Below are 25,053 nucleotides of genomic sequence, written 5' to 3' on the forward strand. Positions count from 1 at the left end.
AATATTGCCAACTATTTACTCTCGGCTCTCTTAGTGCGACTCATAATTTTACTCGCAACCCCTTGAACAGTGCCTTTTAACAAGCTGCGTTTATTTTCAAGACGCGGTAAGGGTCGGCTTAATTCCATGGCTTTATAGCCTATACGTGCTGTAAATATACCCGCACTGACGCCTTGCGCGGCTCGCCCTGAAAGTTTGCCTAATAGCTCAGCACTAAGTGCCGTGGCCGCTAAATCAGATACAAGCTCTGCACTGCCTACAAACATGACTTGTTTTAACAGCATTCGATAGAGTTTAATGCGACTGGCGTAACCAAAACCAATGCCATAAATTTTACCTATTTGTTCAATTAATTTTGTACCGCGCCATAACACCGCCATCATATCCACCAGCGCAAGAGGGCTTAATGCGACTAATAAGGCTGACTCTGTTGCAAAGCGGTTTATAAGCTTTTTAGCTTGGGTGTCTTGCGTTACCAGTAGGCTATTAGCGTAAAGTGTCATTATTTCTTTATCACTATGGTGCGTAGCAACTTGGTTTTTAAAGTTTTCAAAATTGTCTAACTGCTGGTGCTTGTTCAATTTTTCAAGCCAAGGGAGTGCACCACCCACTTGCTCACTGTTTAATAACCTATCGGCTTCATGGCGATGCAGCTGATTACGCTTTAAACTGCGCAACATCCGATACTCTCGCCATAACAATCTTGTTATTAATAACACACCGCTTACCACAGCGGTTAAATAAACACTGCCCAAAATAAGCGATTGCTGATAAGCAAGCACAATAGAAAACCCAAACTCTAGCAGTACTAAAATAATAAAGCTGAGCGCAAACAAGCCTTTGAGCGTTTGCCATTTTGACTTTTTATACACCGGCTCTAAATCAACTTCAGGCTCAAGCGCATCATCCTCAAGCTCAGAGGTGTAATCACTTTGTCCGTGTTCAATAATTTTAGCGGGTGTTAACGCAGGCTCGTTTTGCTCAATATTTTGTGCATTAATACGACGCCCTGCTTGAAACTGTTGCGTTGACTCACTCATGTTAATTTGTCTCCTAGCAGGTACTGCATCACATGATCTAATCGAATATGTTTAAGTTGTTTGTCGGGGCTTGGCATCGGCGAAAATGACAAAAATTCAAACCCTTGCGCTGGCCACTCACTTTTATTAAGCATTCGACTTGGCGGCTCTGGTGGTAAATAAGTCAGCCACTCATGCTCATTTAAAGGTTTACCGTAAACGCAATCAAGAGTTTGACCTTTATCAACCACTTGGCGAGGTTGGGTTGCGGTAATTGATGACATAGCCATAGTTTCAATTTGTACACCGTCAAACTTTAAATGATTACTTTGCTCTTTGACCAGCGAGTCTAGTAACAAGGCTAACGCTTTATGATGCTTAGCACTGATGTGATCTGACTTATTAGCAGCAAACAATATTTTATCAATATTCGGTTTGAATAAACGTTTAAAAAAGCCAGACTCCCCATAACTAAAATGTGCCAACAATTGATTAATAACACGGCTTTGCTCATGCAAAGTTTCATGGCCTTCATTTAATGCACTGAGTACATCAACCAACACAATTTGGCGGTCAAAGTGACGAAAATGCTCATTATAAAATGGCTTAACGACTTCTTTCACGTAAGCATTAAAACGTTTAATTAAATGCGCTAAATTAGAACCCGCCACCACATCGTCTTTCATCATTTCAGGGTTTATTGGAAAAAATAACAATAACGGCGCACCTTGCAAGTCGCCCGGCATTAACATTCGCCCGGGTTGTAGCATCGCAAGTTTGGTGTCTTTTTTTAGCCCTACCAGCATGCGTTGATAACGTTGTGCAATGTTAGCAAGCTCACTTTCATCCACAGGGGCATGTAAATCAAGTTGCTCTACGGCGTGTAAAAAATCGCCTGAGGTAGCGCTGCGAGGAGACTGATTTAATAATGGGTATTGCTGTTCACACCACGCAGTATAGCTTTGTTCAAGCATAGGTAAATCGAGCAGCCATTCGCCTGGATAGTCAATAATATCAAGGTATAACGTTGATTGCGGTGAAAAATGACCTCGCAGACCCGCATTACTTTGGTATTTAATCGCCAAGCGCAGAGTATTTATTCGCTCTGTAGACGCCGGCCAGGCAGGGTTACCTTCCATTGGCAGTAAGGCACTCATTGCACGGTTATAATCAAAGGTGGGCACGTTTAATGCCTCTTGCGGCACAATTTTAGTGGCAATATGACGATGCTCGCGCATCACATCAAAAAAAGGTAAGTTGTTGTCATTCGCCTGAGAGGTTAAGTGCTTAACTAACGCACTTATAAACGCGGTTTTACCACTGCCGCTCAACCCAGTTACAGCAAGCTTAACATGTTGGTCTAAACTACGGTGCAGGGCTTTTTGTGCTTTGCCTTTAAAAGTTTTAAAGGTCTTTTTTGCAAATGATTGGCTCATAAAGTGTTTTGCACCCTATCTGCCGTAATTGTTCACGTTACAAACAAGGTGCTTATCAATCCTTTAAAGTTTATTAATTTCACGACTGACTGTAAATTCGCTTGAGGTAACGTAACGTTCCATCTCTTGTAAGCGAACATCAACACGTGTTAAACGCTCTTTTAAGTCTTGTAATGCACGACGAGGTGGCTCGCCCTTTTGCCATACTTTAAACTTAACTTCTAGTGGGTCATCACTGTAAGTTGAATGCGTTTTATGTGTTGCAGCAGGTTTTTTATCTAAAATAAACCATGCTGCAATGTACGCTACCACAAATAATGGGCCACCGGTTAGTAGTACCGCACTAACAAATATAATGCGAACTAACCATAACTCCATATTAAAGTAGTCACTTAAACCGGCACATACGCCAGCTATTTTGCCGCGTTGTGGGTCTCTGAATAATTCGCGTTTAGTGTTCATACTTTTTGTCTCCACTGAGGTGACTCTTGATCAAGCAACGCTTCTAATGTTTCTACTCTATCAGCCATTTTTTCAGCTTTTTGTGCAAGCTCCAATAATTGGCGATGCTCATGCTCACTCAACCCTTGGCTTACTTGCTTTTTGCTACGGTAGTGTAAAATTAACCACAGTGGCGCAACAAAAATCATAAATAAGATAAAGGGGGCAACTAGTATCTCTGGATCAAACATAATCCTCTCCTGATAATCCGTATTCTATGTTGATGTCAGGGGCACGTGGCCCCTGATATTATCGTTTTATTTATTTGCGAGTTTCTTTTTAAGTTCAGCTAACTCGTCATCAATCTTTTCATTCTTTTGTAAGTCTGCAATTTCATCAGCTAACGTTTGTTTACCTAAATCATAAGACTCTATTTGAGATTCTAGCCCATCAATTTTGGTTTCGTAACGTTCAAAGCGATTAAGTGCATCCTCTACTTTAGAACTATCAAGCGCTTTTTTAACTTCAAGGCGCGACTCAGCCGAGCGTTGACGTAAAATAATCGCTTTTTGACGTGCCTTAGCATCTGCTAGCTTTTCTTGTAGCGTAGTTACCTCTTGTTGTAGCTTCTCAATATGAGACTCTACATGGTCAAGTTCACTTTCTACCGCAGCAACTGCGTCGGCTGATTTTTGCTTTTCAAGTAATGCTGAGCGTGCTAAATCGTCACGATCTTTGCTCAGTGCCAATTCGGCTTTATCTTGCCAATCGTTTACTTGGGCTTTTAGTGTGTCTACGCGACGTACTAATTCTTTTTTCTCAGCGAGTGTTTTTGCTGATGTAGAGCGTACCTCTACCAGTGTATCTTCCATCTCTTGGATAATAAGACGAACCATTTTTTCAGGGTCTTCTGCTTTATCTAAAATGGCATTGATATTAGAATTAACAATGTCTGCAAAACGTGAAAAAATTCCCATAACATATACCTCTATTATTTAATCTAAATGTGTCTGCTTTTATTAGTATCAATATGCTTGCCAACTTTTTTAATTTTAAAATAGCAATAAATTTCAAATAGTTAAATGTAAATTACAAATTGCTTTTGTTATCAATCATAATGAAATACACTAACTGTTAGTAAAAATGACTAAGAGTTAGGAAATATGAGTCAATATCGCCAACAGGATAATTTGCTCGGCCAATCAGACAGCTTTTTATCGGTTCTTGATCAGGTATCGCAGCTAGCAAACCTAGATAAACCCGTACTTATTATTGGTGAACGTGGTACCGGTAAAGAGCTTATTGCAGCACGTTTACACTTTTTATCCAAGCGCTGGGATCAAAGTTACGTCAAACTCAACTGTGCGGCATTAAACGAAAATCTACTCGAAAGTGAATTATTTGGCCATGAAAGTGGTGCATTTACTGGCGCAAGTAAACGCCATGAAGGCCGATTTGAGCGGGCTAATAGCGGCACCTTATTTTTAGATGAGTTGGCAAATACTTCTGCCCTAGTGCAAGAAAAGCTATTAAGGGTAATAGAGTATGGTGAGTTTGAGCGTGTTGGCGGCAAACAAACGGTTAAAGTAGATACGCGCTTAGTCTGTGCGACCAATGAAGACTTACCGCATTTAGCGCAGCAAGGTGAATTTAGAAGCGATTTACTCGATAGGCTCGCATTTGATGTGATCACTCTACCGCCACTGCGCGAACGCCAAGACGATATTATGTTACTGGCTGAGCAATTTGCAATGAATATGGCACGCGACTTAGAGTGGGAGTTATTTAGTGGCTTTACTCGCAATGCACAAGAAAGTTTACTCAGTTATGAGTGGCCGGGTAATGTGCGTGAGCTTAAAAATGTGGTGGAGCGAAGTCTGTATCGCCACGGCAATGAACACATCCCTGTGCATAAAATTATTTTAGACCCATTCGAAAGCCGCTTTAGACCTAAAGCACGTATTAAACATACACAAGCCCCTGTTGCTGTGCAAAATGAAGTTGTTAACACCCAGCCCACAGAAGCGCCTGTAACACCGAGTTTGAGTAATGCAGAACCTGAGTTTCCTTGTGACTTAAAAACACTCTCTAATGAATTTGAGATCACATTAATAAAAAAAGCATTAGAACATAGCCAATTTAATCAAAAGAAGACTGCAGAAGTACTTGGTTTAACGTATCATCAATTACGTGGTTATTTGAAAAAATACAATTTGCTGGAATAGTAGAGGTTGTGCGGGTGCATAAATTATTACTTGCTTTATTATCATTGAGTTTAGTAGGTTGCATTGATAGTAAAGAAGAAATCTTAGAAGAAAAAAACCAAGGCCTCGTTTATTGCGCTGAGGCAAATCCTGTGTCGTTCAATCCTCAAGTCACAACCACAGGATCAACCATCGATATTATTGCTAACCAGTTGTACGACCGGTTAATTAGTATTGACCCTGTGACTGCTGAATTTAAAAGCGAACTAGCCACCGACTGGAAAATTAGCAAAGACGGTAAGTCTGTCACTTTTACTCTGCGCAAAGGGGTTAAATTTCATACCACCGCGTATTTTACTCCAACACGCGAATTTAACGCTGATGATGTCATTTTCACTTTCAGTCGTTTATTTGATGTATACAACCCCTATCACTTTGTCGGTGATGCGAATTACCCCTACTTTCAAAGTGTGGGTATTGACCAACTTATTCGTAAAATTGTCAGGGTGTCTGATCACCAAGTTCGGTTTGAATTATTTAACGCAGAAAGCAGTTTTTTAGCGAATATGGCGACCGATTTCGCCGTGGTGCTCTCTAAAGAATATGCCATGGCGCTCAAAGCCAACAACCAAGAAAACCTATTTGATCAATATCCAGTTGGCACCGGTCCTTATATTTACAAAGAATACCGACGAGACCATTTAGTACGCTTTTATAAAAACGCTGACTATTGGAAACACGAGGTGGCACTTGAGCAGTTGGTGTACGACATTACCCCTAATGGCACCACGCGTATTGCTAAAATTCTTACCAAAGAGTGTGACGTAACTGCGCATCCTAGCAGTGCACAGTTAAGTATTTTAGCTCAGCGAGATGATATTAACGTTGAAAGGGAAACCAACTTAAACATAGGTTATTGGGCATTTAATACCGAACGCCCTCCGTTTGATAACTTAAAAGTACGCCAAGCCTTAGTGCATGCCATTGATATAGAAAAAATAATGCAGGCAGTTTACTACGGTAATGGACTTCGTGCGCGGTCAATACTACCACCCACGTCGTGGGCGTTTGAACCACAAAAGAACATGCCAATTTTCGACCCACAACTGGCAAAAAAACTATTAACTGAAGCGGGTTATGAAAAAGGGTTTGATATGAGCATTTGGGCTATGCCTGTCAGCCGTATTTATAACCCTAATGCACGAAAAATGGCAGAGCTGATGCAAAGCGATTTACGCAAAATTGGCGTTAACGTTAATATTGTCGAGTATGAGTGGAACACCTTTATTCAACGCATAGGCGAGCACCGTCACGACAGTGTATTATTAGGTTGGGCAGCAGATACGCCTGATCCTGATAACTTTTTTAGCCCGTTACTTAGCTGCACCGCGACCTTCAGTGGCAAAAACCCAGCGAACTGGTGTAATCCTGAATTTGATTTACTGTTAACTAAAGCTCTCGATACGACCGATTTAAATTTACGTAAACAATATTACGACGCTGCACAAAGTATGATCATCGAACAATTACCCTTATACCCAATAGCCCACGGCATGCGTTTTCAGGCAAGTAGTGCTGATGTTGAGGGGATCACACTCGGGCCATTTGGCGCTATTTCATTGGCTAACGCGAGGAAGAAGTAATGTTATTCGATTATATTTTACGCCGCCTCGGATTGTTATTTTTCATGGTGTTATTACTGAGTATTTTTACTTTTTCGCTGAGCTACTTATTCCCTGGCGATCCACTGAGTAACTTAAGTGGCATACCAGACACTAACTTTACTCAAAATGCACAGCTAGAAGAAAAGTACCTGTTTAACAGTAACTACTTTATGCAGTACATTGCCTTTGTCGGGCGAATAGTACAAGGCGATTGGGGCGTGTCGTTTGCCTCAGGAGATAGTGTTTTTGCTCACGTGGTTGATTTAATTCCAGCGACCTTAGAGCTGAGTATTTATGCGTTAGTCATCTCGGTTGTGGTAGGCGTGCCTGTCGGGATTTTAGCATCGGCTTATCATAAACAATGGCCTGATAAATTAATTAGCTCAACAGCTATGGTTGGCTATTCTATGCCTATTTTTTGGCTCGCGTTATTACTAATTATGGTTTTTTCGCTCAAACTTGGTTGGTTTCCTATGTCGGGGCGAGTGAGCTTATTGTATGAAATACCTGCCAGTACGGGGTTTATCTTACTGGATATTTTACTAGCTGATTTTCCCTACAATGGCATGGCAATGCTTGATGCACTGCATCACCTAACATTACCTACCATTGTACTGGCTATGTATCCGACCACTGTATTGGTGCGCTTTACTCGCGAGTCAATGTTAAAAGTAATGGATCAAAACTTTATCAAAACAGCTCGCGCCAAAGGCCTTAACCGTGGGCAGCTTATTATTCATCACGCCCTGAGAAATGCATTACTGCCAGTCATAAAGCAAATAGGTCTGCAATTTAGCACCTTGATCACCCTTGCTATGATCACCGAGGTTATTTTTTCATGGCCGGGGATTGGCCGTTGGTTAATAGACAGTATTTATCAACGTGACTACCCTGCCATACAAGGGGGGTTAATGGCCGTTTCTTTTTTCATTATTATTGCCACAATTATAGCTGAACTAACATACACCCTACTCGATCCTCTGTCTCGGAACCAAGCGCATGGCAAAGTTTAATTTATTTTCAGAAGATTCAAATAAATCGCCATTAGCGAGACTATGGCGAAAATTTAAAAATAACCATCCTGCATTGGTGGGCTTATGGGTGTTTATTGCCTTTAGTATATTAGCTGCAACAGCACCGTTTCTTGCGCCCTATGGAGTAAACCAACAGCACAGTAATGCACTACTGCTGCCACCGTCATGGAATGAAATGGGCGATGTGCGGTTTATTTTAGGCACCGATGACTTAGGCCGAGATGTGCTTTCACGCTTAATGAATGGCGCGACTTATACATTTGGCTTGTCGGTCGTGGCTGCACTAATTACCACCATAATTGGTGTGTTAGTCGGTACATTTGCTGGTATTAGCAAAGGCATACGCTCTAGCTTTTTGAACCATTTACTTGATGTAACCTTGTCTATCCCCTCATTATTATTGGCCATTATTATTATTGCCATACTCGGTCCTGGATTAATGAATACCGTTTGGGCAATTATTTTAGCGCTGTTACCACAGTTTATTCATTCCATTAGAAACCTAATCGTTGATGAGCTAGGTAAAGATTATGTCACAGCGTACCGGCTCGATGGGGCCTCTAAGTGGCATATTTTATCGCGCGGTATTTTTCCTAATGTGTATGAATATATTGTGGTTATTTTTACTATGGCCCTCTCTACTGCTATTTTAGATATTGCTGCGCTAGGGTTTTTAAAACTTGGCGCGCAGCCGCCCACCACTGAATGGGGTGCTATTTTGGCCGAAAACTTAGGGCTTATTTATTTAGCGCCATGGACGGTGGCTCTTCCGGGTGTACTGCTATTTTTAGCCGTTCTTTCAACAAACTTGGTGGGCGATGGACTTCGCAAAGTTTTACAAGCGCGTAAGGCCGATTAAATGCATTTACTAGATATTCGAAACTTAACCATAGAGCTGCAAACGTCTGAAACTGCTATTCGCGCTGTTGACCGGGTAAGTTTTAGTTTAAAAGAAGGTGAAGTACACGCCTTAGTGGGAGAATCCGGCTCAGGAAAAAGCTTAATTGCAAAAGCCATTGTAGGCGTACTTAACGAACGCTGGGTTATAACCGCCGATAGAATGCATTGGCGCGGTGTTGATTTAATGCGCCTCACACCAGAGCAGCGCCGTAAAACCGTCAGCCAAGACATTGCAATGATTTACCAAGATCCAAGTCGCTGCCTTGACCCTACTGCAAAAATATTTAACCAAATCGCTGAAACACTGCCTGAAGTGGCCGCCAAAGGGTTTTTCTTAAAACGCAACCGAGAGCGTAAAGATCGTGTAAAAGCACTGATACACAAAGTGGGCATTAAAAATCATGAAGCCGTGCTTGATAGCTACCCTCATGAACTCTCTGAAGGCGTTTGTCAAAAAGTCATGATAGCCATGGCCATTGCGCGTACACCTAAATTGCTCATTGCTGATGAGCCAACAACCGCACTAGAAAGTACCACTCGTGCGCAGGTATTTCGATTATTAAAAAGTTTGAATCAGCTAAAGAATATGTCTATTTTGATGATTTCCCATGAGCTAGAAGAAATAGTAAATTGGTCACATGGTATTCATGTTTTGTATTGCGGACAAATGGTTGAAGCTGGTCCAACGCACCGTATTTTTAGCCAACCGCGTCATCCATATACGCAGGCTTTATTAAAAAGCTTACCTGATTATGAGCACGGCTTAGCCCATAAAGAACCTTTTTATGCATTAAAAGGCACCATACCTACACTACAACATTTACCGATTGGTTGTCGTTTAGGACCGCGTTGCCCGCAAGCACAAAAAGAGTGTGTGGTTGCCCCTAAACTCTCTAAACACCACGGCCATAGTTACGCGTGTCACTTTCCATTGATCAAGGAAGTAAAATAATGCAACCCTTGTTAAAAGTTCAAGCCTTGTCAAAAGCCTTTAACATGCGTGCAGGTTTATTTAGCCGTAAAAAATTTGATGTACTAAAAAACATCTCATTTAGTATTGGTAAAGGTGAAACGATTGCCATTATTGGTGAAACCGGCTCAGGAAAAAGCACCCTCGCTAAATTGTTAGTTGGCGCATACAGTGCAGACAGCGGACAAATATTATTAGAAAATAACACCATTGAAAACAACGGCCAGCGCGATGCTCAGTGCCGTTACATCCGAATGATTTTTCAAGATTCGGCCACCTCATTAAACCCGGCATTAACCATTGCAGAAATGCTCGACGATTGCCTAAAATTTAATACCGATTTTGATAAAGATCAGCGCAGTGAAAAAATTGGCAGTACTTTACTTAAGGTCGGTTTGCTGGTTGATCATCAACAATACTATCCGCATATGTTTAGTATTGGGCAATTACAGCGTATAGCGCTCGCTCGCGCACTTATTTTAGATCCCAAGGTTGTTGTACTCGATGAGGCACTTTCGTCGCTTGACCCCTCTGTGAGGGCGCAAATAGTTAACTTATTACTTAAATTACAGCTCGAAACCGGTTTAACCTATATTTTGATCACCCATCACTTAAGTTTAGTGCGTCATATTAGCGACCAATTAGTCGTTCTCAATAAAGGTGAAATTGTTGAATACGGTCCCACTGAAGCTATTTTTCAAAGCCCACAGTCAAAGGTTACTCAACGCTTATTAAGCTGTTAATACAAAAACAAAAAAGGCGCCAATTGGCGCCTTTTATAGTTTAGCTATTATTTATTCCGCAGGTTGCGCTGCTTTTGGTACATTTAGTTCCGCTTGTTGCTTAAGCGACTCAATGAATACCGTATAGTTTTTCTGTGCTTGGGCCATCGTGATATTTTGCTTCATTTGTGGCTCAATGCTGTCACTCACTAGTGCATCCGTGACTGAGTTAAGCGCAACAATAGCAGCATCACCATTGTTTAAGTTAACTACATCATAAACTGCGCCATCTCGTGGGTGCGCCATTTTAAATACTTGGGTAACAATAGCAGGCGAAACAGCAAAGCTTTCACGAGTAAGTTGCGACTCTTGACGAACGCTTAGTGACTGCTCAGCAGCAACATCGTTTAAGCTCTTACCGTCTTTGATTTGTGCAAATAAGGTACGTGCTTTTTCTTTAGCAAGATCGGACGCTTTTTCGTTTACTAAGCGTGTTTTAATTTGCTCGCTTACTTCGCTCAATGCTTTAGTTGCAGCCGGTTGATGCTCGTTAACACGAACCACAATCACGTGCTCATTACCTAGTTCGATTACTTCTGAGTTTACTTTATCTTCTAGTAATTCAACTGATGATAATGCGGTTATAACCGCAGGATTATTAAGCGGCTCAGGAAGCGCACTCAGTGCTAATAGCGGTGTAGATTGTACTTCAACACCCGCCACTTCAGCAGCATCGTCTAAGCGGTCAGAAATCTCAAATGCTAACGCACCCATTTCTGTTTGCTTCTCGTAAAACGCATCCACTTTTTCAGCTTGTTCAAGTTCAGCACGTAAATCGGCTTTCACGGCATCGTAAGGTTTAACTTGCTGCGATTGAATGTCTGTAAGTTTAATGATGTGATAACCAAATTCAGAGGCTACTACATCAGAGTAATCACCTTTGTTTTGCAGTGCAAAAGCAGCATCTTCAAATGCAGGCTCCATGACATCACGTTCAATCCACTCTAAGTCACCACCCATTTCGGCGCTAACAATATCATCTGACGACGATTCAGCTAATTGTGCAAAATCAGCACCCGCATTAAGCTGTGCTAATAAAGACTCAGCTTTCGCTTTTGCCGCATCGTCATCTTCACTGTTATCAATTAAGATATGTGATACACGACGTTTTTCAGGCTCAATATATTGCGCTTTACTCTGCTCATAATATGCTTTTACGTCGTCTTCGCTTACCGATGCAACATCGATATCATCTGCATCTAACTCAATGTAATTAACTGAAATAAGCTCTGGCGATAAAAATTGCCCTGCATTTAATTCGTAATAATCAGCCACTTCTTGATCAGTAACGTCAACATTAGCCTGCATTGCTTGTTTATCAATGACTAAATAATCAATGCTGCGAGTTTGTTGTTGCAGTGCAATGGCTGATTTAAGCTCGTTTTGCAATGCAAAGTCAGTTCCTGCAACCGCTGACACTAACTGGCTACGTGTCATATCATCACGAAGGTACTCTCGAAATGAATCAGGTTGGAAGTTCATTTGACGAATCACTTGTAAGTAACGGTCGTTATTAAATTGATCGCCAATTTTAAAATAAGGAAGCTCTAAAATTGTTTGACGAATACTTTCATCACTCACACGCAGACCCAGCTCAGTCGCTAACTGGCTTTGTAATTCTTGTTGTACTAAACGGTCAATCACGCCTTGACGTATTTGAGCCATATAAGTTGGATCGGCTGCTATTTGGGTAAAATATTCACCAAATTGTTGTTCTAAGCGGCTACGTTCATTTTGCAACGCACGGCTAAATTCTGTTTGGCTAATTTTAATTCCATTTACTTCAGCAACGGGTTGTTCTGTGGTTTGACCTAAGTAACTACCGATCCCAGCTAAGGCAAAAGATAAAATCACCGCGCCTAAAATGACTTTGGCTACCGGCCCTTGCGAACCTTCTCTGATTTTCTCAAGCATTTGTTTATCTCTTTTCTGACCAAGGTCTTTTCTACCTTGTCATATGTAAAAAAAGCGTATCTTACCAGATACGCTTTTTCACTTGAAGTAACTGGCGGTGAAGTAACTTAATTCATCGATTAGAATAATTAAGCGTATTGTTCACTCGCCATAACTAATTTGTTTACACAGTGATTAGTTTACTGCGTCTTTAAGCGCTTTACCGGCTTTAAAAGCTGGGATGTTAGCTGCAGCAATTTGAATCGTTTCACCAGTTTGTGGGTTACGACCTGCACGAGCAGCACGCTCACGTACAGAGAAAGTACCAAAACCAACAAGTGCAACTGAGTCGCCATCTTTTAGCGCGCCAGATACAGATTCGATGAATGAATCTAGTGCACGACCTGCAGCCGCTTTAGAAATGTCAGCATCAGCTGCGATTTGATCGATTAATTGAGATTTATTCACAATATCATCCTCTTTCATTGTTGTTATCAAGAGCGATTGTTTTTTTAAACTAACATCACTGTTTTGAAATTTTTGAGCATTTATTTAAAGCTCATATGATTATATTTTTCTTAAGCCTAGGCCCTGCAAGGGCTAGGCTTGAAAACCAGTGCTTAACTTATCATACCGTTTAGATTTGAAAAGCCCCTAAAAGCACTTTTTTTGGCTTTTTTACTGCTTTTTCGGTGTTTCGACTGAAAAACTATCAACTGGATGCACTAAAGCAAGCTTTAATACCTCATCAATCCATGTAACTGGGTGAATATCAAGACCCGCCAATACATTGTCAGGTATCTCTTTTAAGTCACGTTCGTTAATTTTTGGAATGATGACCGTTTTAATCCCACCACGGTGAGCCGCTAATAATTTCTCTTTTAAACCACCAATAGGCAATACTTCACCACGTAAGGTAATTTCACCTGTCATGGCTACATCAGAGCGCACCGCATTACCGGTTAAGCTTGAAACCAAACACGTTACCATTGCAATACCGGCACTTGGGCCATCTTTAGGTGTTGCACCCTCAGGTACGTGTACGTGAATATCGCGCTTTTCATAAAAGTCGCTATTAATACGCAGCTCATCAGCACGATTACGCACAACGGTCATTGCCGCTTGAATCGACTCTTGCATTACATCGCCTAACGAGCCGGTGTAAGTCAATTTGCCTTTACCTGGTACTGCAGCACATTCAATCGTGAGTAAGTCACCGCCTACTTCTGTCCATGCAAGGCCTGTAACTTGACCAATACGGTCGCCGTCTTCTGCTTTACCGTAATCAAAGCGTTGCACACCTAAGTATTCTTCAAGGTTATCTGCATCAATTGTCACTGTTTTAGTGTCTTTTTCGATTAAGATATTTTTAACCGCTTTACGACATAGCTTAGATACTTCACGCTCTAAATTACGCACGCCCGCTTCACGAGTGTAATAACGGATAATACCAATGATAGCACTGTCGGCGATTTCAACTTCTTTAGCTTTTAGACCATTACGCTTAATTTGCTTAGGAATTAAGTGTTCTTTAGCAATATTTAGCTTTTCGTCCTCGGTGTAACCCGATAATCGAATCACTTCCATACGGTCTAATAAAGGACCTGGAATATTAAAGCTATTTGAGGTTGCAACAAACATCACATCAGATAAGTCGTAATCAACTTCTAAGTAATGGTCCGCAAAATGACTGTTTTGCTCAGGATCCAATACTTCTAACAATGCTGATGCAGGGTCACCGCGCATATCTGCTGACATTTTGTCAATTTCATCTAACAAGAATAATGGGTTTTTAACGCCCACTTTAGTCATGTTTTGAATTAACTTACCAGGCATAGAGCCAATGTAAGTACGACGATGCCCACGAATCTCAGCCTCATCGCGTACACCACCGAGTGCCATACGAACGTATTTACGACCCGTTGAACGCGCAATAGACTGTCCAAGTGATGTTTTACCTACACCTGGCGGTCCAACTAAACATAAGATTGGCCCTTTAAGTTTATTTGTGCGCTGTTGTACTGCGAGGTACTCAATAATGCGCTCTTTGACTTTATCAAGGCCGTGGTGGTCGCTATCTAATATTTTTTGCGCGCCGGCTAAGTCTTTTTTCACCTTAGAGCGCTTTTTCCACGGTACGTTAATTAACGTATCTATGTATGAGCGAACAACACTGGCTTCTGCCGACATTGGCGACATCATCTTAAGCTTATTTAACTCAGCTGTGGCTTTTTCTTTCGCTTCTGATGGCATGCCAGACTCTTCAATGCGCTTTTTCAACGCTTCAAATTCATCCGGTACGTCATCAATTTCACCCAACTCTTTTTGAATCGCTTTCATTTGCTCATTGAGGTAATACTCACGCTGCGATTTTTCCATTTGCTTTTTAACGCGGGTGCGAATTTTCTTCTCAACTTGCAATAAGTCTATTTCACCTTCCATCAGCGCCATTAAGTACTCTAAACGTTCTGTAACGCTAGATATTTCAAGTACTTTTTGTTTTTCAGGCACTTTCAATGGCATATGCGCAGCCATGGTATCAGCAAGGCGCGCTGGCTCATCAATACCAGAGACCGAGGTCATCACTTCAGGTGGAATTTTTTTATTTAATTTTACATAGCCTTCAAACTGGCTCAATGCACTACGAATAAAGATATCTTGTTCTTGTTCGTTCACTGAATCAGACTCAATAAACTGTGCATTGGCAACGAAGAAGTCTTCGTTATCAACAAACTCTTCGATATTCGCACGTTGTGTGCCTTCAACTAATACTTTTACTGTACCATCGGGTAGCTTTAATAATTGAAGTACAGTCGCAATTGTCCCAACACGATAAATATCGTCTTTCTCAGGCTCATCTACAGTTGCATCTTTTTGTGCAACTAAGAAAATTTGTTTGTCTTTATCCATTGCCGCTTCAAGGCATTTTATTGATTTTTCACGGCCTACAAAAAGCGGGATCACCATGTGTGGATACACCACCACATCGCGCAGTGCTAGCACAGGGATTTCGACTCGATCGTTTCTCTCAAGCGTCATTGTATTTTCTCTTTGCACTTCATTTATTTAAAGATTACTCAAGTATATGGGGATAACCTAATTAAAGTTCAACAATTTTTGTTAACTCGATTAAATTAATTATAAAAAAAGGAGCCATTGGCTCCCTTTTTTTATAATTCGCTCAGAATTTAATCTGCCGCAGCGTGTTCTTGATGACTGCTATCATAAATTAAGATAGGATCAGACTCGCCTTTAATAACGGTTTCATCAACAACCACTTTGCTAACGTTATCAATTGAAGGCAGCTCATACATAGTATCAAGCAATACACCTTCTACGATTGAACGTAAGCCACGCGCACCGGTTTTACGTTCCATTGCTTTATGAGCAATAGCACGCAGTGCATCATCACGAAACTCAAGCTCAACATCTTCCATACCAAACAATACTGAAAACTGTTTAGTAATGGCGTTTTTAGGCTCACTTAGAATTTGTACCAGCGCGGCTTCATCAAGTTCTGTCAGTGTTGCAACCACAGGTAAACGTCCAATAAACTCTGGAATTAAACCATATTTTACTAAATCTTCTGGCTCAACATCTTTAAATGTTTCACTCAAAGAACGGCTCGCCGCCGACTCTTTAACGTCAACACCAAAACCAATACCGGTGTTTTTATGGCTACGCTGCTCAATAACTTTATCAAGACCAGCAAATGCACCACCACAAATAAACAGTATTTTAGAGGTGTCTACTTGCAGGAACTCTTGCTGTGGATGTTTACGTCCACCTTGTGGAGGAACAGAAGCCACTGTACCTTCAATCAGTTTAAGTAAGGCTTGTTGTACACCTTCACCTGATACATCACGTGTGATTGATGGGTTATCTGATTTACGAGAAATTTTGTCAATTTCATCAATGTAAACAATACCACGTTGTGCTTTTTCTACGTCATAGTCACATTTTTGTAAAAGCTTTTGAATAATGTTTTCAACATCTTCACCTACATAACCGGCTTCGGTTAGTGTAGTGGCATCGGCCATAGTAAACGGCACATCAAGTAAACGAGCTAACGTTTCAGCTAATAATGTTTTACCACTCCCGGTTGGGCCAATTAATAAAATATTACTTTTACCTAGTTCAACGTCTTGTTTAGTTGATTGATTGCGTAAACGCTTGTAGTGATTGTAAACCGCTACAGACAATACTTTCTTCGCATGGTCTTGACCAATAACGTAGTCGTCTAAGTGGTTACGAATTTCTTTTGGCACAGGTAATTTGTCAGCGGCATCATGCTTAGGCGCGATGTCTTTAATTTCTTCCCTGATAATATCATTACACAGCTCTACACATTCATCACAAACGTATACTGAAGGTCCTGCAATTAACTTTCGAACTTCATGCTGGCTTTTGCCACAAAAAGAGCAGTATAACAATTTATTACTTTTGTCGCCGTCTGTAGGAGTGTCAGACATTCAGCTACCTCATTTTATTACGTTGGCCACCAAAGTCTTGGTGGCTATTTTAATACGCTTTAACTATACCAAAATTTAGTGTTTTTCGCATAGTAACTCTCATTAGCAAGCATCACTGCTTGCAGGCATACTTACTTGCTACCGCGATTAGTAAATACTGAGTCAACAATACCGTAATCTACAGCTTGGCTTGCACTCATAAAATTGTCACGGTCTGTATCGCGTGAAACAACGTCAAGCGGTTGGCCAGTATGCTCAGCCATTAAGCGATTTAACTTGTCTTTAATAGACAGGATTTCTTTTGCGTGTATTTCAAAGTCAGACGCTTGACCTTGGAATCCACCTAACGGTTGGTGAATCATCACGCGTGAATTTGGTAAACAAAAACGTTTACCCTTCGCGCCACCAGACAGTAAAAATGCGCCCATGCTAGCCGCTTGGCCTACACAGATTGTGCTTACGTCTGGTTTAATGAAGTTCATTGTATCGTAAATAGCCATTCCCGCAGTGACAGAGCCACCCGGTGAATTGATATATAAGAAAATATCTTTCTCTGGGTTCTCTGATTCTAAAAATAGCATTTGCGCTAAGATCAGGTTTGCCATGTTGTCTTCAACTTGGCCCGTTAAAAAGATAATACGCTCTTTTAATAGTCTCGAATAAATATCAAACGAGCGCTCGCCTTTAGCTGTTTGCTCAACAACCATAGGGACTAATGCGTTTAGGGGATCTGTCATACCAGTGTTCATACTTATTTAATTCCTTATGCGCTTATACTTATTCTAAGAAAAGCATAATGATCATTTTTAGCTAATTAAGAACCACAAACTAAAATGGCCCGGGCACACTGCATAAACAGAGTAACACGAGCCATTTAATCGTTAGCGAGCGCTTAAGTCAATGACTTATTATGCACCTTGCTGTGGATTCATGATGTCATCAAATGCTTTTTCAACATCAGTCACAGTTGCTTTAGCTAAAATAGCTTCAACAGCTTGCTCTTCCATTGCTACATTACGCATTTGCTGCATTAGTTGATCATTTGCTTTGTAGTATTCTACTACTTCAGTTGGATCTTCGTATGCAGAAGCTACAGTAGCAATCAATGCTTCAACTTTAGCGTCATCAACTTTGATGTCATTCGCTTTAATCACTTCACCTAATAATAGGCCAGTTTTAACACGTGTTACAGCTTGCTCGTGGAACAATTCAGCTGGAAGCTCTGGCATGTTTTGACCATTGCCACCAAAACGTTGAGCAGCTTGCTGACGTAGTGCGTCAACTTCTTGGTCGATTAATGCTTTAGGCACTTCAACTTCGTTTTGCTCTAAAAGACCTTTGATTGCTTGGTCTTTAACGTTAGCTTTAACCGCTTGGTCTAGCTCACGCGTCATGTTCTTTTTAACTTCTTCTTTAAGCGCGTCTACGCCGCCTTCGGTAACACCGAATTTAGTTGCAAACTCATCGCTTAATTCAGGTAATTCTTGCGCTTCAACTTTTTTCACTGTGATAGTGAATTGAGCCGCTTTACCTTTTAAGTTTTCAGCATGGTAATCTTCAGGGAAGTTTACATCAGCAACCACTTCTTCGCCTGCTTTTTTACCAACGATGTTATCTTCAAAACCCGGGATCATACGACCTTGACCAAGTTCTAATGGAAAGTCTTCAGCTTTGCCGCCTTCAAATTCTTCGCCGTTGATAGTACCAACGAAATCAACCGTTACACGGTCGTTTGCGCCAGCCGCTGCATCAACATCAGCCCAAGAAGCGTGTTGCTTACGAAGTGTTTCAAGCATGTTAGCTAAATCTTCGTCAGTAACTTCTACCGCTGGTTTTTCAACAGTAATTTTCTCTAAACCTTGAACTTCAACTTCAGGGTAAACTTCAAATGTTGCTGAGAATTCTAAATCTTTACCTGCTTCAAGTGCTTTAGGAGCAAATGTTGGTGCGCCTGCAGGGTTAATTTTTTCAGCAACAATTGCTTCAATGTAATTACGTTGCATTACTTCGCCAGCAACTTCTTGACGAACAGCTGGTCCGAAACGCTTGTTGATTACTGATACTGGAACTTTACCAGCACGGAAACCGTCGATACGCTGCGTTTTTGACAGTTGTTGTAAGCGTTTTTTTACTTCGGTCTCAACGTTCTCTGCAGGAACGGTGATGGTCAGACGGCGCTCAAGGCCTTGAGTCGTCTCAACAGAAACTTGCATGATTTACCTCAATATTCAATTTTGGCGACTGTTCGCCTTCCTTACAAACAAAGTAATCTATAGGCGTCTTGATAAAATTCAAGCTTTGGGGCTTAAAAAAATCCGTCGCTACCAGGAGATACCATTGCTGCTTTGCCCTTAGGGCACTATATTATTAAACAAATAGACGCGGCATTATAACCTAATATTTATGATAGTCGAGTGTAGGGGGCAATTATTTGGGGTAGATCAGGGTAGATAACGACTAAGCGAATAAAAAACAGACTAATTAAGTGAAAATACGATTAATAAAGAAAAAATTAAGGATGTTGTGTAATAAAAGTAGAATTTAGATGTGTTTTACTTAGGGGAAAATGGTCGGCGATGCAGGATTTGAACCTGCGACCCCTTGGACCCAAACCAAGTGCGCTACCAAACTGCGCTAATCGCCGATATAACTTTTTTTGAATACTTAAATGTTGGATTTAAGACCACTTATAAGAAAGTGGTCGGCGATGCAGGATTTGAACCTGCGACCCCTTGGACCCAAACCAAGTGCGCTACCAAACTGCGCTAATCGCCGATATTCTTTTTGTAAATTGGGGTGACTGATGGGGCTCGAACCCACGACAACCGGAATCACAATCCGGGGCTCTACCAACTGAGCTACAATCACCACGGCATTACAGTGTTTTCAAAATGGCGCACCCAGAAGGATTCGAACCTTCGACCGACGCCTTAGAAGGGCGTTGCTCTATCCAGCTGAGCTATGGGCGCATCGAAAACTTCATAGTTCACTAGTAAGTTAAATTGTTATGAATAAACATAAAAAATGGTCGGCGATGCAGGATTTGAACCTGCGACCCCTTGGACCCAAACCAAGTGCGCTACCAAACTGCGCTAATCGCCGATACTTACTATTGTCTGCGAGTGTCCTCGTTGACAACGGGGTGCATAATAGTGATTTGACTGGGTTAGGTCAAACGTTTTTTTAAGAAAACAAATCAATTGCTCATTTTTAGTTCATAATGGTCAAATATTACGATACAGGGATAAAATTTAAACTCTTTTTTATAATTCGAGCGCTTATACTTTAAAAGCAACTTGGCGCTTAACCGCTTTTCTGCGAAAATAGTCGCCATATTAAAAAATGAGTAAGATAAAGGTGTTTTCTTTATCGGCATTTTAACCCCTATATATGCATTCGTTTTTTAAATGTATCGGTATCAAGTTAATTAACCTAATTAAAGGTCACCCATGACGGCAAACATCATTGATGGTAAAGCAGTAGCAAAACAAGTACGTAGCGCAGTGGCTGAACGAGTTTCAGAACGTGTTGCACAAAACCTTAGAGCCCCAGGATTAGCTGTGGTACTTGTTGGACAAGATCCAGCAAGCCAAGTTTACGTTGGTTCAAAACGTAAAGCCTGTGAAGAGGTTGGTTTTATTTCTAAGTCATTCGACTTACCAGCAGACACCACAGAGCAAGCGCTATTAGCATTAATTGATGAGTTGAATGTTGATGGTGAAATTGATGGTATTTTAGTGCAGCTCCCTTTACCAGAGGGCTTAGATGCAGAAAAAATTCTTGAGCGTATTACTCCACACAAAGACGTTGATGGTTTTCACCCTTATAATATTGGCCGATTAGCACAGCGTATGCCTGCTCTTCGTCCATGTACACCTAAGGGTATTATTACTTTACTAGATTCAACCGGCGTACGTTACAAAGGCATGCATGCTGTGGTTGTTGGTGCCTCTAATATTGTGGGTCGACCTATGTCACTTGAGCTGTTACTCGCCGGATGTACCACCACTGTTTGCCATAAGTTTACCCAAGATTTAGAAACGCATGTACGCCGTGCTGACTTACTGGTTGTAGCAGTGGGTAAACCTGAATTTATTCCTGGCGATTGGATAAAAGACGGCGCGATTGTTATTGATGTAGGTATTAACCGTTTAGACAACGGTAAATTAGTGGGTGATGTAGAGTACGCCGTCGCAGAGCAAAAAGCTGACTTTATTACCCCTGTACCAGGCGGTGTGGGCCCAATGACGGTTGCCAGCTTAATTGAAAATACGCTAGAAGCGTGTGAAAAATATCACAGCTAATAAACAAAAAATAAAGTAATGAAGAGCCCGCTTAATTGCGGGCTTTTTGTATCATCATTCTTCGTTTTATTAAGTCCAAGCCTTGTGGCAATACCGAAAATACGATCATTAATAACATAATCGCGTACTGCCAACTTTCATATTGTTCGTTAATCAATAACCCTGCACATAAAATGCCGGCAATTGGGTTAGCTATAGTGCCAAAAGTAAATTCAACCACTGTCATTCGCCCTAATAACCAAACATACAAAATATAGGCTAAAGCAGTGTTAGGCACCACCAGCCAAAATAGCGCCAGCCATTGGGTTGTATTTATTGATGCAGTTAAAAATTGATACTGCTGGGGAGCAAAATAAAAAGCCTGTATTGCAGCAGCAATCGCTAGCAAACTGCCACCAATGATTAATTGCCACGTTAATACTGTCCACCAGTGCACTTTAGCGGTCACTTTTTTTACCAGCGTACTGCCTATAACAATAGTCAATAGCGCCCCTATCAGTGCCACTACTCCCAATAAATTAAGTGCAATATGTTGTGGGTCAAATAAGCGCCATGCTAAAACTAATAAAGCAAGGGCACAAAATCCTTGCACTAACGCTGGCTGTTGCCGTTTAACAAGCCAGGCATACAATAATGCCACTACCGGTACAGACACCATACCGACACCTGCAATCGCAGCAGGTAAATTAATCGCCATTACAAAAATAAAACTAAAAAACAACGCAATATTGATTGCGCCTATTAGAAAAATGCCTGGCCACTGTTTAGCCGTTGGCCAAGAAGGTTTAAATAACAACAATAATAAACCAGCAGGGAGTGCACGTATGGCTCCTAGCAAGATTGGCGGCCACTCTGGGGTTGCGTATTTAGTTACCGCATAAGTCGTTCCCCATAAAAAAGCTGGGATCATGGCAAGTAAAATATTCATTAATTTTCCATTTTTAAATTGATGAATGCGAGTTTAAAACCTCAACTATAATTGAGGTCAACAATATCAATTTTATTAAAAGCATAATCAATCTAATGCAATTGATATAACCAAAAAAGGGTTACCCTATGGCAACCCTTTTTTTGTGTTCAGCGCGTTATGGCTAAATCCGCAAAGCTCAACAAACCCTAAGCTTTACGCCACGTTGTTTTTCCCGCTGAATCTTCAAGTACTACACCTAACGCATTTAGAGCATCGCGAGCTTCATCTGCTGCAGCCCAATTTTTACTGGCACGTGCGTCATTACGTTTTACAATCAGTGCCTCAATTTCAGCCACTTCATCGTCGTTTTGACCGCCTTGTAAAAATGCCTCTGGTGCTTGTTGAGCAATACCAAGTATTTCACCTAAGCTACGTAGAATAAAGGCTAAATGTCCTGCTTTTTCGCTATCACTGTCTTTTACACGATTTAGCTCTTTAGCAACTTCAAACACAACCGGTAATGCTTCTGGCGAATTAAAGTCATCATTCATGGCTTTTCTAAACTTAGCCACATACTCATTACCCTCAAGCTCACATTCAACTGGCTCAACGCCACGTAATGCGGTGTAAATACGCTCAAGAGACGAACGTGCTTGGTCTAAGTTTTCTTGAGAGTAATTGAGCTGACTGCGGTAATGACCTGATATTAAAAAGTAACGAACCGACTCTGCGTCATATTGTTTTAATACCTCACGAACGGTAAAAAAGTTATCTAACGATTTAGACATCTTCTCTTTGTTCACTTGTACCATACCGGTGTGGATCCAAGTATTTACATACTGGCCATTATTTGCACAGCACGATTGCGCGATTTCGTTTTCGTGGTGCGGGAACTGTAGGTCTGAACCACCACCATGAATATCAAAATGCTCACCTAAATGCTTAGAGCTCATTGCTGAACATTCTATGTGCCAACCAGGGCGACCCTCACCCCAAGGTGATGACCACGACGGCTCCCCTGCTTTGGCTTTTTTCCATAAAACAAAATCAAGAGGATCGTCTTTATCTTGAGCTACTTCAACACGCGAACCTGATTGCAACATGGTTAAATCTTGTTGCGAAAGAGCTCCGTATTGCTCAAAGGTAGAAACATCAAATAAAACGTCGCCATCGGCTGCAACATAAGCGTGGCCTTTGGCAATCAAACGCTCAACCATAGCAATAATTTCATCCATGTGGCCGGTTACGGTTGGCTCTATATCAGGACGTAGCATATTTAAACTGTCAAAGTCTTCATGCATGGCTTTAGTCATACGCACGGTTAAGTCGTTAATCGCCTCACCGTTTTCATTTGCGCGCTTGATAATTTTATCATCAACATCGGTAATATTACGTACATACTTTAAATCGTAACCTAAGTGGCGAAGGTAGCGAACAATTACATCAAAACCCACAAATGTGCGTGCATGGCCAATGTGACAGTAATCATAAATGGTGATACCACACACATACATGTCGATTTTTCCATCGACCATAGGTTTAAACTCTTCTTTTTGGCGTGTCAGTGTGTTGTATATTTGTACCATTTAGTTGCTTTCCTTCACGATTAACAGAAAAGCTATGTTACCACTTGCTAAGCATGGGCTCTAGCGGTTTATCAAAGCTCTTTGTTAATCTGGGTCAACTACGATAAAATAGCGTCAATATTCAAACCAGCTATAGGAAATCTCATGGTTGTTCTACACACAAATTTTGGTGATATCACCATTAAAATGCACGAAAGCGAAGCTCCAAATACAGTAAAAAACTTTTTAGAGTATGCAAACTCAGGTTTTTATAACGGCACTATTTTTCATCGTGTAATTGATGGTTTTATGGTTCAAGGCGGTGGTTTTGCACCGGGTATGGAACAAAAAGAAGTAAACGACCCAATTGAAAATGAAGCGAACAACGGCCTATCTAACAAAGTAGGTACATTAGCAATGGCACGCACGCCTGATCCACACTCGGCTACAGCGCAATTTTTCATTAACGTGAATAACAACGACTTTTTAAACCACAGCAGTGAAACATCACAGGGCTGGGGTTACTGTGTGTTTGCTGAAGTAGTAGAAGGCATGGACGTAGTAAATAAAATCAAAGGTGTTGCTACAGGCAGCAATGGCTTCCACCAAGATGTACCACTTGAAGATGTGGTAATTGAAAGTGTAACTGTCAGCTAAGACCGCATTATTCTTCAAAGAATACATAAAGCGGGTATTCACCCGCTTTTATCTAAATGGAATCACCATGACTCGCCAAACCTACTTTATCGCCGATTTACATTTGAGTGAAAATCGCCCTGATATTACAGCGGCATTTTTTAAATTTTTACACGCCCATATTACTCCTCAAAAAGTAGACGCCCTATATATTTTAGGTGATTTTTTTGAAGTGTGGGTTGGTGACGATTATGTTAGCGAACTCTCAGCGGCAGTGGCAGAACAGCTAAAAGCGGTTAATAACTTAGGTATTCCTATTTATTTTGTACACGGTAATCGCGACTTTATCATGCGAGAACAGTACGCCAATATGGCAGGAATGACCTTACTGAATGAGCAAACAGTGATCGACCTCTACGGCACTCCTACTGTCATTTTGCACGGTGATGAAATGTGTACCCAGGATGTTGAGTACCAAAAGTTTCGTCGAAAGAGCCGTGGTTGGTGGTGGCCTAAACTTATGCTTGCTATGCCATTGTGGTATCGTAAAAAAATAGCGCGTGATGCACGTGAAAAAAGTAAACTTAGCCAAGCAGACAAACCTATAGAAATACTGGATGTAGTGCAAAGCGCAGTACTCGAAACCTTCGCCAAACATAACGTGGCTAATATGATCCACGGCCATACTCACCGCCCTGATGTACATACCTATGAAGTTAATAACCAAACGCTTACTCGCACAGTATTGGGCGATTGGTATACTCAAGGTTCGTATTTAGTGGTTACCCCTGATTCTCAAGAGTTAGTTTCGACCCCCTTGTAG

22 protein-coding genes and 5 tRNA genes are annotated in these 25,053 nt (G+C 41.2%); 9 read left to right on the forward strand and 18 right to left on the reverse strand.

The genetic code is table 11. The features are described 5' to 3' along the window. Positions 1-11 precede the first annotated feature (11 nt). The 5 genes from PTET_RS10810 to pspA all read right to left on the reverse strand — a co-directional run bounded on the left by PTET_RS10810 (position 12) and on the right by pspA (position 3,873). On the reverse strand, positions 12-1,040 hold the full coding sequence (locus tag PTET_RS10810) for a TIGR01620 family protein (protein WP_024601801.1): 1,029 nt from the start codon (positions 1,038-1,040) through the stop codon (positions 12-14). After that, positions 1,037-2,455: a YcjX family GTP-binding protein gene (locus PTET_RS10815; RefSeq protein WP_024601800.1), complete on the reverse strand. Its 1,419-nt coding sequence runs from the start codon at positions 2,453-2,455 to the stop codon at positions 1,037-1,039. Before PTET_RS10815 ends, PTET_RS10810 begins: the two co-directional genes overlap by 4 nt. Before the next feature lie 63 nt (positions 2,456-2,518). Next, positions 2,519-2,917 carry an envelope stress response membrane protein PspC gene (gene pspC / locus PTET_RS10820; RefSeq protein WP_013465440.1) on the reverse strand — a complete coding sequence of 133 codons (399 nt, stop codon included), beginning with the start codon at positions 2,915-2,917 and terminating at the stop codon, positions 2,519-2,521. Then, positions 2,914-3,147 carry an envelope stress response membrane protein PspB gene (gene pspB, locus PTET_RS10825; RefSeq protein WP_008111014.1) on the reverse strand — a complete coding sequence of 78 codons (234 nt, stop codon included), beginning with the start codon at positions 3,145-3,147 and terminating at the stop codon, positions 2,914-2,916. Before pspB ends, pspC begins: the two co-directional genes overlap by 4 nt. 66 nt (positions 3,148-3,213) lie before the next feature. Then, positions 3,214-3,873 (reverse strand): phage shock protein PspA, encoded by a 660-nt coding sequence (pspA, locus tag PTET_RS10830; protein ID WP_016899278.1) that lies wholly within the window; start codon positions 3,871-3,873, stop codon positions 3,214-3,216. A gap of 186 nt (positions 3,874-4,059) precedes the next feature. Here pspA and pspF point away from each other — a divergent pair, with 186 nt between their 5' ends. From pspF to PTET_RS10860, 6 genes are read left to right on the forward strand one after another with little or no spacing between them, the layout of a single operon-like run. After that, a complete protein-coding gene (gene pspF / locus PTET_RS10835) occupies positions 4,060-5,121 on the forward strand; it encodes a phage shock protein operon transcriptional activator (RefSeq protein ID WP_033104002.1) in 1,062 nt (353 codons plus the stop codon). Positions 5,122-5,135: 14 nt separating this feature from the next. After that, a complete protein-coding gene (locus PTET_RS10840; RefSeq protein WP_013465443.1) occupies positions 5,136-6,743 on the forward strand; it encodes an ABC transporter substrate-binding protein in 1,608 nt (535 codons plus the stop codon). Further along, positions 6,743-7,777 (forward strand): ABC transporter permease subunit, encoded by a 1,035-nt coding sequence (locus PTET_RS10845; RefSeq protein WP_008111022.1) that lies wholly within the window; start codon positions 6,743-6,745, stop codon positions 7,775-7,777. The genes PTET_RS10840 and PTET_RS10845 overlap by 1 nt, the downstream gene beginning before the upstream one ends. Then, entirely contained in the window at positions 7,764-8,657 is an 894-nt protein-coding gene (locus PTET_RS10850) for an ABC transporter permease subunit (RefSeq protein ID WP_013465445.1), read from the forward strand. Before PTET_RS10845 ends, PTET_RS10850 begins: the two co-directional genes overlap by 14 nt. After that, positions 8,658-9,650, forward strand: coding sequence for a peptide ABC transporter ATP-binding protein (locus PTET_RS10855; RefSeq protein ID WP_008111028.1), 993 nt, complete (start codon positions 8,658-8,660; stop codon positions 9,648-9,650). Then, on the forward strand, positions 9,650-10,411 hold the full coding sequence (locus PTET_RS10860) for an ATP-binding cassette domain-containing protein (protein WP_013465446.1): 762 nt from the start codon (positions 9,650-9,652) through the stop codon (positions 10,409-10,411). Before PTET_RS10855 ends, PTET_RS10860 begins: the two co-directional genes overlap by 1 nt. 51 nt (positions 10,412-10,462) lie before the next feature. Here PTET_RS10860 and ppiD read toward each other — a convergent pair whose 3' ends face one another. From ppiD to PTET_RS10915, 11 genes are all read right to left on the reverse strand, one after another. Then, positions 10,463-12,364: a peptidylprolyl isomerase gene (gene ppiD, locus PTET_RS10865; protein ID WP_016899276.1), complete on the reverse strand. Its 1,902-nt coding sequence runs from the start codon at positions 12,362-12,364 to the stop codon at positions 10,463-10,465. Between the two features lie 174 nt (positions 12,365-12,538). After that, positions 12,539-12,895, reverse strand: a complete 357-nt coding sequence (locus tag PTET_RS10870; RefSeq protein ID WP_255314649.1) for an HU family DNA-binding protein — start codon at positions 12,893-12,895, stop codon at positions 12,539-12,541. Between the two features lie 126 nt (positions 12,896-13,021). Next, positions 13,022-15,382 (reverse strand): endopeptidase La, encoded by a 2,361-nt coding sequence (gene lon, locus PTET_RS10875; RefSeq protein ID WP_013465448.1) that lies wholly within the window; start codon positions 15,380-15,382, stop codon positions 13,022-13,024. A 149-nt stretch (positions 15,383-15,531) separates the two neighbouring features. After that, entirely contained in the window at positions 15,532-16,815 is a 1,284-nt protein-coding gene (gene clpX, locus PTET_RS10880; protein WP_016899275.1) for an ATP-dependent protease ATP-binding subunit ClpX, read from the reverse strand. A gap of 131 nt (positions 16,816-16,946) precedes the next feature. Beyond that, a complete protein-coding gene (clpP, locus tag PTET_RS10885; protein WP_013465450.1) occupies positions 16,947-17,564 on the reverse strand; it encodes an ATP-dependent Clp endopeptidase proteolytic subunit ClpP in 618 nt (205 codons plus the stop codon). A 159-nt stretch (positions 17,565-17,723) separates the two neighbouring features. After that, positions 17,724-19,028: a trigger factor gene (gene tig / locus PTET_RS10890; RefSeq protein WP_013465451.1), complete on the reverse strand. Its 1,305-nt coding sequence runs from the start codon at positions 19,026-19,028 to the stop codon at positions 17,724-17,726. A gap of 354 nt (positions 19,029-19,382) precedes the next feature. Then, a tRNA-Pro gene (locus PTET_RS10895) sits at positions 19,383-19,459 on the reverse strand. A 54-nt stretch (positions 19,460-19,513) separates the two neighbouring features. Continuing rightward, positions 19,514-19,590, reverse strand: a tRNA-Pro gene (locus tag PTET_RS10900). A 17-nt stretch (positions 19,591-19,607) separates the two neighbouring features. Continuing rightward, positions 19,608-19,683: transfer RNA gene (locus PTET_RS10905), tRNA-His, on the reverse strand. Positions 19,684-19,707: 24 nt separating this feature from the next. Next, a tRNA-Arg gene (locus PTET_RS10910) sits at positions 19,708-19,784 on the reverse strand. Between the two features lie 56 nt (positions 19,785-19,840). Continuing rightward, positions 19,841-19,917, reverse strand: a tRNA-Pro gene (locus PTET_RS10915). A gap of 347 nt (positions 19,918-20,264) precedes the next feature. Here PTET_RS10915 and folD point away from each other — a divergent pair. Next, positions 20,265-21,119 carry a bifunctional methylenetetrahydrofolate dehydrogenase/methenyltetrahydrofolate cyclohydrolase FolD gene (gene folD / locus PTET_RS10925; RefSeq protein WP_013465452.1) on the forward strand — a complete coding sequence of 285 codons (855 nt, stop codon included), beginning with the start codon at positions 20,265-20,267 and terminating at the stop codon, positions 21,117-21,119. A gap of 31 nt (positions 21,120-21,150) precedes the next feature. On the opposite strand, the gene PTET_RS10930 is transcribed toward folD, so the two are convergent. Together PTET_RS10930 and cysS are read right to left on the reverse strand one after the other, a co-directional pair. Next, positions 21,151-22,047 (reverse strand): DMT family transporter, encoded by an 897-nt coding sequence (locus PTET_RS10930; protein ID WP_013465453.1) that lies wholly within the window; start codon positions 22,045-22,047, stop codon positions 21,151-21,153. A 188-nt stretch (positions 22,048-22,235) separates the two neighbouring features. After that, entirely contained in the window at positions 22,236-23,615 is a 1,380-nt protein-coding gene (cysS, locus tag PTET_RS10935; RefSeq protein WP_013465454.1) for a cysteine--tRNA ligase, read from the reverse strand. A gap of 144 nt (positions 23,616-23,759) precedes the next feature. On the opposite strand from cysS, the gene PTET_RS10940 reads away from it, so the two are divergent. Together PTET_RS10940 and PTET_RS10945 are read left to right on the forward strand one after the other, a co-directional pair. Then, positions 23,760-24,251 carry a peptidylprolyl isomerase gene (locus PTET_RS10940; protein ID WP_013465455.1) on the forward strand — a complete coding sequence of 164 codons (492 nt, stop codon included), beginning with the start codon at positions 23,760-23,762 and terminating at the stop codon, positions 24,249-24,251. 67 nt (positions 24,252-24,318) lie between these two features. Beyond that, the gene (locus tag PTET_RS10945; protein ID WP_013465456.1) at positions 24,319-25,053 is read left to right on the forward strand and encodes a UDP-2,3-diacylglucosamine diphosphatase; all 735 of its coding nucleotides are present in this window, start codon (positions 24,319-24,321) and stop codon (positions 25,051-25,053) included.

It is taken from the genome of Pseudoalteromonas tetraodonis (assembly GCF_002310835.1).
Taxonomy (GTDB): Bacteria; Pseudomonadota; Gammaproteobacteria; order Enterobacterales; family Alteromonadaceae; genus Pseudoalteromonas; species Pseudoalteromonas tetraodonis.